We start from the raw sequence: 8,709 nt of genomic DNA, 5'->3' as shown, positions 1-8,709 counted from the left end.
CTTTTGATTTTTAAAGGCAAGATCAAAAGATCGCAGCCTGCGGCAGCTCCTACAGGGGCAATGATGGCAATTCAGTTTCAGTTAAGTTCGCACCGCTAAGGTGCCCACCGTAGCTGCACATAAAAATACGGAGACATCCATGAAAACCCTGACTGCCCTGTCCATTGCCGCGATCATCGGCCTGACCGCCAACCTCGCCCATGCCCGCGATCTTGGCCCCGACGAAGCCCTGCGCCTGCGCGACGCTGGTACTATCGTCTCCTTCGAGAAGCTCAACGCCACGGCGCTGACCAGACATCCGGGGTCGACCATCACCGATACCGAGCTGGAAGAGCAGTACGGCAAGTACGTCTACCAGGTCGAAATGCGTGATCCACAAGGGCTGGAGTGGGATCTGGAATTAGACGCGGTGACTGGGCAGGTTCTCAAGGATCATCAGGATACGTAATGAAGGTTAATGTTCGCGCCACCCGCCGCACGGCGTTGGCGCTGGTTATGTGTTGCTCGACGGCCATGGCCCGCGATCTCGGTCCGGATGAAGCGCTTGATCTGCGCAAGCAGGGCGTGATCCTGCCGCTTGAGCAAGTGCTGCAGCAGGCGATGGACCGTTACCCCGGCGCAAAACTGCTGGAAGTCGAGCTGGAAGAAAAACACGACGTCTACATTTATGAAGTCGAGTTGCTGACCGTCGAAGGTGTCGCCCGGGAGTTGCACCTGAAGGCCGATACCGGCGAACTCGTGAAAGACAAGGAAGATTGACCGATGCGTTTGCTTCTGGTGGAAGACCATGTGCCGCTGGCCGACGAACTGACCGCCGGCCTGCAGCGCCAAGGCTACGCGGTGGACTGGCTGGCGGACGGGCGCGATGCGGTGTATCAGGGCAGCAGCGAGCCGTATGACCTGATCATTCTCGACCTTGGTCTGCCCGGCGTTCCCGGGCTGGAGGTGCTGGCGCAATGGCGTGCCGGTGGCCTGTCGACGCCGGTGTTGATCCTTACCGCCCGCGATTCCTGGGCCGAGCGCATCGAAGGCCTGAAGGCCGGCGCCGATGATTACCTGACCAAACCGTTTCACCCTGAAGAGCTGCACCTGCGCGTGCAGTCGTTGCTGCGCCGCTCCAAGGGCCAGGCCAACCAGCCGACGCTCAAGGCCGCCGGCCTGCATCTGGACGAAGGTCGCCAGTGCGTGATTCGTGACGGCAGCGAGATTCAGCTGACCGCCGCCGAATTCCGCCTGCTGCGTTATTTCATGCTGCACCCGGAACAGATCCTGTCGAAAACCCACCTCGCCGAGCACCTCTACGACGGCGAGACCGAGCGTGACTCCAACGTCCTCGAAGTTCACGTCAACCACCTGCGGCGCAAGCTGGGTAAAGCGGTGATCGAAACCCGTCGCGGCCAGGGTTACCTGTTCGGCGGGCAGGCTTCGTGAGGTCGATCCAGCGCCGCTTGAGCCTGGGGTTGATCAGCGTGATGGTGATCGTCGGCGTGGTGCTGGCGCAAACCAGCCTGTGGTTGTTCGAAGTCGGTTTGCAGCGTTATCTCGAGGCCGGTCTGCGCAACGACAGCGAAAGCCTGCTGGTGGCGCTGGTGCGTGGCCCGCAAGGTTTGCAACTGGATGAGCGGCACCTGTCGCCGGCCTATCAGCGACCGTTTTCCGGGCATTATTTCCGCATCGATTTTGCCGACAGCCACTGGCGCTCGCGTTCGCTGTGGGATCAGGACTTGCCGCTGCTTGACCATCCCGGCCTGCACAGCAACCTGCAACTGGGCCCGGACGGTCAGCAGTTGCTGGTGTTGCGTTCGGATTATCGGCGTTTGGGGCAGTCAATCTCCATCAGCGTCGCCCAGGATTACACCCCGGTGCGCGAGAGTTTCCAGCGCATGCGCCAGATCGGCCTCGGGCTGGGCCTGGCCGGCTTGCTGCTGATTCTGATCCTGCAACGGTTGACGGTGCGTCGCGCGCTCAAGCCGCTGGAACGCGCCCGCGAGCAGATCGCCCAGTTGCAGCAGGGCCAGCGCTCGCAACTGGACGATCAGGTGCCGGTCGAGCTCGAGCCGTTGGTGGCGCAGATCAACCATTTGCTGGCTCACACCGAAGACAGTCTGAAGCGCTCGCGCAATGCATTGGGCAATCTGGGACATGCGCTGAAGACCCCGCTGGCGGTGCTGCTGAGTCTGGCCTCGAACGAAAAACTCGACGCCCATCCGGAGCTGCGCAAGATCCTCAAGGAGCAACTGGAGCAAGTGCAACAGCGGCTCAATCGTGAACTCAATCGCGCGCGTTTATCCGGTGATGCACTGCCCGGTGCGCTGTTTGATTGTGATGCGGAACTGCCGGGGCTGCTGGCGACGTTGAACATGATCCACGGCGAGCATCTGGCGTTGAGCTACGTCGCGCCGCCGGGGCTGCAATTGCCGTGGGATCGCGAGGACTTGCTGGAGCTGCTCGGCAACCTGTTGGACAACGCCTGCAAATGGGCGGATGCCGAGGTGCGTCTGAGTGTGATCGAAAGAACTGATGGCTACGCCCTGAGCGTTGAAGATGACGGGCCGGGGATTCCCGAAGAGCAGCGTAGTCAGGTATTCAGCCGTGGCACGCGGCTCGACGAGCAGACTGACGGGCATGGTCTGGGGCTGGGGATTGTGCGCGATATTGTCGAGACGTGGGGCGGATTGCTGGTGCTGGGCGAGAGTGAGTGGGGCGGTTTGAAGGTGGTGATCGAGTTGCCCAAACGCTGATCACCCAAACACCACCAATCCCGTGTAGGAGCTGCCGCAGGCTGCGATCTTTTGATCTTGGCTTTTAAAAAATCAAAGTCAAAAGATCGCAGCCTGCGGCAGCTCCTACAGGCGAGGGTGATACAGTCAGACCCGGAACTGATCCATCAGACTCTGCTGTTGATTCGCCAGGCTGTTCAGTGACTGGCTTACCCGCGCCGACTCATTGGCCTGCCCGGACAACGATTCGGTGACGTCGCGAATGGTCGCCACGTTGTTGTTGATCTCCTCGGCCACCGCGCTCTGTTCTTCCGCCGCGCTGGCGATCTGCAGGTTCATGTCGCTGATCACCGTCACCGCATCGCCGATCTGGCGCAGTGCGGTCACCGCTTGCCCGACCTGTTCGACACTGCCCTGAGCCTGGCGATGGCTGTTGCCCATCGAACCGACCACGTCCTGGGTACCGGTCTGCAATTGCTCGATGACCTGACGGGTTTCTTCCACCGACTCTTGGGTGCGGCGGGCGAGGTTGCGCACTTCGTCGGCGACCACGGCAAAACCGCGCCCGGCTTCACCGGCACGCGCCGCTTCGATTGCCGCGTTGAGCGCCAGCAGGTTGGTCTGTTCGGCGATGGCGCGGATGGTTTCCAACACCGTACCGATCTTCTCGCTATTGGCCGCCAGCCCTTCGACCTGAACCATCGCCGCGCTCATGTCGGCGGCGAGGGTGTCGATGCTCGCGGTGGTGCGGTCGATCACGGTCAGGCCCTGACGGGTGGCGCGGTCGGCGTCTTTGGCCGCTTCTGCGGCTTGCGCAGCACTGCGCGCAACATCCTGCGCGGTGGCGCTCATTTCGTGGGACGCGGTGGCGACCTGATCGACCTGGCGGTATTGCTGCTCCATGCCGGCGCTGGTCTGAGTCGCGATGGCCGAGGACTGGTCGGCGGTGTTGCGCGCGTCCTGCACCGAGCGTTTCACTTCGGCGATGATCGGTTGCAACTTGTCGAGGAACTTGTTGAACCAGCCGGCCAATTGGCCGAGTTCATCTTTCTTGTCGTAGGCCAGACGGCGGGTCAGATCGCCTTCGCCACTGGCGATGTCCTCGAGCATATTGGCCACGCCGAGGATCGGTTTGGTCACGCTGCGCGCCATCAGCCACACCAACAGCAGGCCGATCAGTGCCGCAAGCACGCCAAGGCTCAGTTCGATCAGGGTGCCGGATTGGTTGCTCGCATCCAGTTGCTGCTTGAGTGCTTCGGCGCGGCTGACCAGCACCTTTTCCGGCACATCGAGCAACACGCCCCACGCCGGGCCGCCGGGGATCGGCTGGAACGGCGACAGCACTTTCAACTGGCCGTTGCTGTGCAGGCTGCTGACGCTGTTGCTGCTGGCGCCGAGTTGACGCAGCAGTTCGGCGCCGCTGACGGTGTCCACGGCATCCAGACGTTTGCTCAGCTTGCTGGCGTCCGGGCTGTAACCGGCGAGCAGGCCGGTGGGGCTGATGATGCTCACGGCGGTCTGGCCGTCGTAGAGTTTTTTGCTCGCGGCCTGGCTGATCGCCTGCAGGCTGTTGAGATTGATGTCCACCGACAGCGAGGCGATGACTTTGCCGTTGACCATCAGCGGAAAGACGATGCTGGTCATCAGCACGTTCTGGCCGTCGATCACATAAAAGTACGGTTCGATCACGCAGGGTTTGAGCGTGGTGCGCGGGCAGGTGAACCAGGCATTGGCCGCCTGACCGCTGGGGCCGGTGCTGGTGTCGGCCATGTCGCTTTCCGGCAGGGCCATCGAGGTGACTTTGCCCGGAGTCGGCTGCGACCAGTACAGGGCGAAGCGACCCTTGTCATTGCTGCCCAGCTCGGCCTGACCGGCGAACAGTTCATCCTTGCCATCCAAGGCGTTGGCTTCGAACACCAGCGACAGACCGAGCAGCTCCGGGTTGGCCTGCAGCGCGGACTTGACCTGACGGGTCATGTCTTCGCGCAGGTCAAAAGCATCGAGGAAGCGCTTCTCGGCCTGTTCACGCAAAAACAGCACCTGCCGCGAGAAGCCGTGGCCATATTGATAGGCATCCATGAACTGCTGGCGAATCCCGGCAGCCTGCACTTCGCCCTGCGATTCAATGCGCGCCTGGGCCGACTCGGTCAGCATCTCCATGCTCGACGCCTTCACCAGCTCGGAACTGTGCTCCATGCGGTACAGCGAAAGACCCACCAGCAGGGTCACGATGCCCGCCAGGCACAGGCCGGCGAGCAGGGTGATTTTCCATTGAATGGAAAGTTGTCTGAGCGACATGGAGACGTCCTTATTCGATAAATATCTGAGACTTTGCACTGTAACGGCCGCGTTGCGGCTTTCTTTATTGTTCAAGCGCAATATGACCGATTGCCGCATGCTGGCGATCAGACACCTGTGGTGAGGGGATTTATCCCCGATGGGGGGCGAAGCCGCCCTCACAATCGTTCAGAGAAATTGCATAGTCAGGTTTGGCGACTGCTGCGCAGCCGATCGGGGATAAATCCCCTCGCCACAGGGTTCTCCATTGCCCGTTACATTGATCTCCTTACCGCAGGGTTCTCCATTGCCAGTTACATTTCAGTTCAGCCGCTCGCTTTGACACCATCGCCACTCTGCGGCACAGTGCGCGCCCTTCTAATAAGACCCTCTTTGCCAATCCGCCGGTTAACCGTTGGCGGACTCATCCTGTCTGGCGGTGATATTTCATCGCAGTGTTTTTGAGGTAGTGAAATGAATGCAGTGATTGCTGCGGTCGGCATCATGCTGATCCTCAGCCTGTCCCGTGTGCACGTGGTGATCGCCCTGATCGTCGGTGCGCTGGTCGGTGGCCTGACCGGTGGTTTGGGCATCGACGCCACGCTCAAGGCGTTCAACAGCGGTCTGGGCGGCGGCGCAACCGTGGCCTTGTCCTACGCGTTGCTGGGCGCGTTCGCCGTGGCGATTGCCAAGTCCGGCCTGGCCCATGCGCTGGCCGACAAGGCGCTGGCGATGGTCGATCGGCAACACGCGACCGGGGGCGGCAGCGTCAAATGGCTGCTGATCGGCCTGCTCTGGGTGGTGGCGATTGCCTCGCAGAACATTCTGCCGATCCACATTGCGTTCATTCCGCTGCTGGTGCCGCCACTGTTATATGTGTTGACCAAGCTGCAACTCGATCGCCGGTTGATCGCCTGCGTCATGACCTTTGGCCTGATCACTCCGTACATGTTCCTGCCGGTGGGCTTCGGCAACATCTTCCTCAATGAAATCCTGCTGGCCAACGTCGCGCGCAGCGGCGTCGACATCAGTGGCATCAACGTCACCCACGCCATGGGCATTCCGGCGCTGGGCATGCTGTTCGGCCTGGCCATGGCGTTCATCAGCTACCGCAAGAAGCGCGTCTATGATCTGCAGAAAATCGAACAGGTCGAGCAAGTGGCCGTGCAGTACAACCCGCTGAGCCTGATGATCGCCGGTGTGGCGATTGCGGCGGCGTTCATTGTGCAACTGCTGTTGGACTCGATGATTATCGGGGCGCTGGTCGGTTTCCTGATCTTCTCGGTGTCCGGCATCGTCAAGTGGCGTGAGACCGATGACCTGTTCACCGAAGGCATGAAGATGATGGCGATGATCGGTTTCATCATGATTGCCGCGTCCGGGTTCGCCGAAGTGATGAAGGCCACCGGGCAGGTGCAGACCCTGGTCGAATCGTCGGCCTCGTGGATCAATCACAGCAAGGGCATCGGCGCGCTGTTGATGTTGCTGGTGGGGCTGCTGGTGACCATGGGCATCGGTTCGTCGTTCTCCACCGTGCCGATTCTGGCGGCGATTTTCGTGCCGCTGTGCGTGCAACTGGGTTTCAGTCCGCTGGCGATTGTCTGCATCGTCGGCACCGCCGGAGCCCTGGGTGACGCCGGTTCGCCCGCCTCGGACTCGACGCTGGGCCCGACCTCCGGCCTGAACATCGACGGCCAGCATCACCACATCTGGGACACCGTGGTCCCGACCTTCCTGCATTACAACCTGCCGCTGCTGGCGTTCGGTTGGGTGGCGGCGATGGTCCTCTGATTAAAAGCTGAAGATCAAAAGATCGCAGCCTTCGGCAGCTCCTACAGAGATGGGTGTAGGAGCTGCCGAAGGCTGCGATCTTTTTTTGGGTTCAACTTTTGCTCGCGCGTGCCGTTAACGCCTTTAACCACGCCAATAAAACCAAAAGAGTGAGCCCCCCAATGCGCTTGAGTCTCAAGGCCAAAGTCCTGTCCCTTGCCGTCCTGCCGGTGCTGCTCTTTGCGCTGGTCATCAGCCTGACTACGCTGTTCATCCTCCAGCAGCAGGCGCACACCGAGGTCGAGCAGACCCGCGAACGCCTGCTCGCCGACGCCAAGGCCACGCTGCAAAGTTACGTCGCCGTGGCGATGACCACGATCAAACCGCTGTACGACGCGGCCGTCCCCGGTGATAACGCGGCGCGGGCGCAGGCGATCAAGCTGTTGTCGGGCATCCGCTACGGCAAGGACGGCTACTTCTTCGGCTACGACTCCGAGACCGTGCGCCTGTTCAAGGCCAACGACCCGGAAGGCGTGGGCAAAACCTTCAAGGACAACCGCGACCCCAACGGGGTTTACGTCAATCGCGGCCTGGTGAGCGTAGCGAAGGACGGCACCCACTATCTGCAATACAGCTCGCCCCTGCCGGGCAATGCCAACGTACTGGTGCCGAAACTCGGCTACACCGAATACCTGGCGAAGTGGGACATGGCGGTGGGCACGTCGGTCAACCTCGACGGCATTGAAGCGCAAGTGGCGGTGGTCGAGGCGCAAGTGCAGGAGCGTATGCAAGGCGTGATTCTCAGCATCGTCGGCGTGGCCGTGCTGGTGCTGCTGGTGATCGCCGCAGCGGGCATGCTGTTGGCCAACACCATTTTGCGGCCGCTGAACCTGATGAAAGCCAACCTCGACGACATCGCCGCAGGCGAGGGCGATCTGACCCGCCGGCTGAACATCACCAGCCAGGATGAACTCGGCGAACTGGCCGGCTCGTTCAACCGCTTCGTCGACAAGATCCACGGCCTGGTGCGACAGATCACCGAGATGACCACGCAACTGACCGGCCTTGTGACCCAAGTGTCGGATCAGGCCCAGCGTTCCGATCAGGCGATGGAGCGTCAGCGCCATGAGACCGATCAGGTCGCCACGGCGATCAACGAAATGTCCGCCGCCGCCCAGGAAGTCGCCAAAAGCGCGCAGAACGCCGCGGTGGCCGCGCAGCAGACCGACGAGGAAGGCCAGAGCGCCAAGCGCGTGGTGGCCGGCAGCATCAAACAGATTCATGCGCTGGTGGATGACATTCGCAGCAGCGGCGTATCGCTCGACAGCCTGCAGCAGGACGTGTCGTCGATTGTCGGCGTGCTCGGAGTGATCCGCTCGATTGCCGAACAGACCAACCTGCTGGCGCTGAACGCGGCGATTGAAGCGGCGCGGGCCGGGGAGGCCGGGCGTGGCTTTGCGGTGGTGGCGGACGAAGTGCGGGCGCTGGCCAGCCGCACGCAGATCAGCACCCAGGAAATTCAGGGCATGATTGATCGTTTGCAGGCGGGCACGCAGTCGGCGGTCGAGGCGATGCGCCGCTCCAGCGAGGCGGGCGATGGCACCTCGGCGCAAGCCAATCAGGCCGGCGCGTCGCTGGATGCGATGGCCGAGCTGATTGCGACCATCAATTCGATGAACGCGCAGATCGCCAGTGCGGCGGAAGAGCAGACGGCGGTGGCCGAAGAGATCAACCGCAGCGTGCATCAGATCGCCGTGGCGGTGGACAGCGTGGCGGATGAGACCCAGTTGGGCGCGCAGACTTCGCGCAGTCTGGCGGAGCTGGGGCAGCGGTTGGGCAAGCTGGTGGGCCAGTTCCGAATTTAACGTTTACACAAACCTATGTAGGAGCTGCCGAAGGCTGCGATCTTTTGATCTTGCTTTAAAAGATCAAAGTCAAAAGA

6 protein-coding genes and 3 pseudogenes are annotated in these 8,709 nt (G+C 61.6%); 7 read left to right on the top strand and 2 right to left on the bottom strand.

Annotated elements, in window-relative coordinates; genetic code table 11:
* Positions 1–139: 139 nt before the first annotated feature.
* Genes ACTJKS_RS27790 through ACTJKS_RS27775 form a run of 4 tightly spaced genes read left to right on the top strand, consistent with a single transcriptional unit; the run spans position 140 to position 2,741 of the window.
* Positions 140–448: a PepSY domain-containing protein gene (locus ACTJKS_RS27790; RefSeq protein WP_108182228.1), complete on the top strand. Its 309-nt coding sequence runs from the start codon at positions 140–142 to the stop codon at positions 446–448.
* A complete protein-coding gene (locus tag ACTJKS_RS27785) occupies positions 448–759 on the top strand; it encodes a PepSY domain-containing protein (protein WP_007915591.1) in 312 nt (103 codons plus the stop codon). Before ACTJKS_RS27790 ends, ACTJKS_RS27785 begins: the two co-directional genes overlap by 1 nt.
* A gap of 3 nt (positions 760–762) precedes the next feature.
* Positions 763–1,431: a response regulator transcription factor gene (locus ACTJKS_RS27780; RefSeq protein ID WP_108182229.1), complete on the top strand. Its 669-nt coding sequence runs from the start codon at positions 763–765 to the stop codon at positions 1,429–1,431.
* On the top strand, positions 1,428–2,741 hold the full coding sequence (locus ACTJKS_RS27775; RefSeq protein ID WP_108182230.1) for a sensor histidine kinase: 1,314 nt from the start codon (positions 1,428–1,430) through the stop codon (positions 2,739–2,741). Before ACTJKS_RS27780 ends, ACTJKS_RS27775 begins: the two co-directional genes overlap by 4 nt.
* A 126-nt stretch (positions 2,742–2,867) precedes the next feature.
* On the opposite strand, the pseudogene ACTJKS_RS27770 reads toward ACTJKS_RS27775, so the two are convergent.
* Positions 2,868–3,461, bottom strand: a pseudogene (locus ACTJKS_RS27770) (methyl-accepting chemotaxis protein); the annotation flags it as partial.
* Positions 3,462–3,725: 264 nt separating this feature from the next.
* A pseudogene (locus tag ACTJKS_RS27765) lies at positions 3,726–4,697 on the bottom strand (HAMP domain-containing protein); the annotation flags it as partial.
* 774 nt (positions 4,698–5,471) lie between these two features.
* On the opposite strand from ACTJKS_RS27765, the gene ACTJKS_RS27760 reads away from it, so the two are divergent.
* The 3 genes and pseudogenes from ACTJKS_RS27760 to ACTJKS_RS27750 all read left to right on the top strand — a co-directional run bounded on the left by ACTJKS_RS27760 (position 5,472) and on the right by ACTJKS_RS27750 (position 8,632).
* On the top strand, positions 5,472–6,788 hold the full coding sequence (locus ACTJKS_RS27760) for a Na+/H+ antiporter family protein (protein ID WP_041070854.1): 1,317 nt from the start codon (positions 5,472–5,474) through the stop codon (positions 6,786–6,788).
* A gap of 161 nt (positions 6,789–6,949) precedes the next feature.
* Positions 6,950–7,726, top strand: a pseudogene (locus ACTJKS_RS27755) (cache domain-containing protein); the annotation flags it as partial.
* A gap of 84 nt (positions 7,727–7,810) precedes the next feature.
* Positions 7,811–8,632 carry a methyl-accepting chemotaxis protein gene (locus ACTJKS_RS27750; RefSeq protein ID WP_373292980.1) on the top strand — a complete coding sequence of 274 codons (822 nt, stop codon included), beginning with the start codon at positions 7,811–7,813 and terminating at the stop codon, positions 8,630–8,632.
* The last annotated feature ends 77 nt before the right edge of the window (positions 8,633–8,709 follow it).

Source organism: Pseudomonas sp. 22189 (assembly GCF_052045635.1).
Classification (GTDB): domain Bacteria; phylum Pseudomonadota; class Gammaproteobacteria; order Pseudomonadales; family Pseudomonadaceae; genus Aquipseudomonas; species Aquipseudomonas parakoreensis.
Note: the sequence above shows the minus strand (reverse complement) of the source record. Positions and strands in the feature narration are given on the sequence as shown.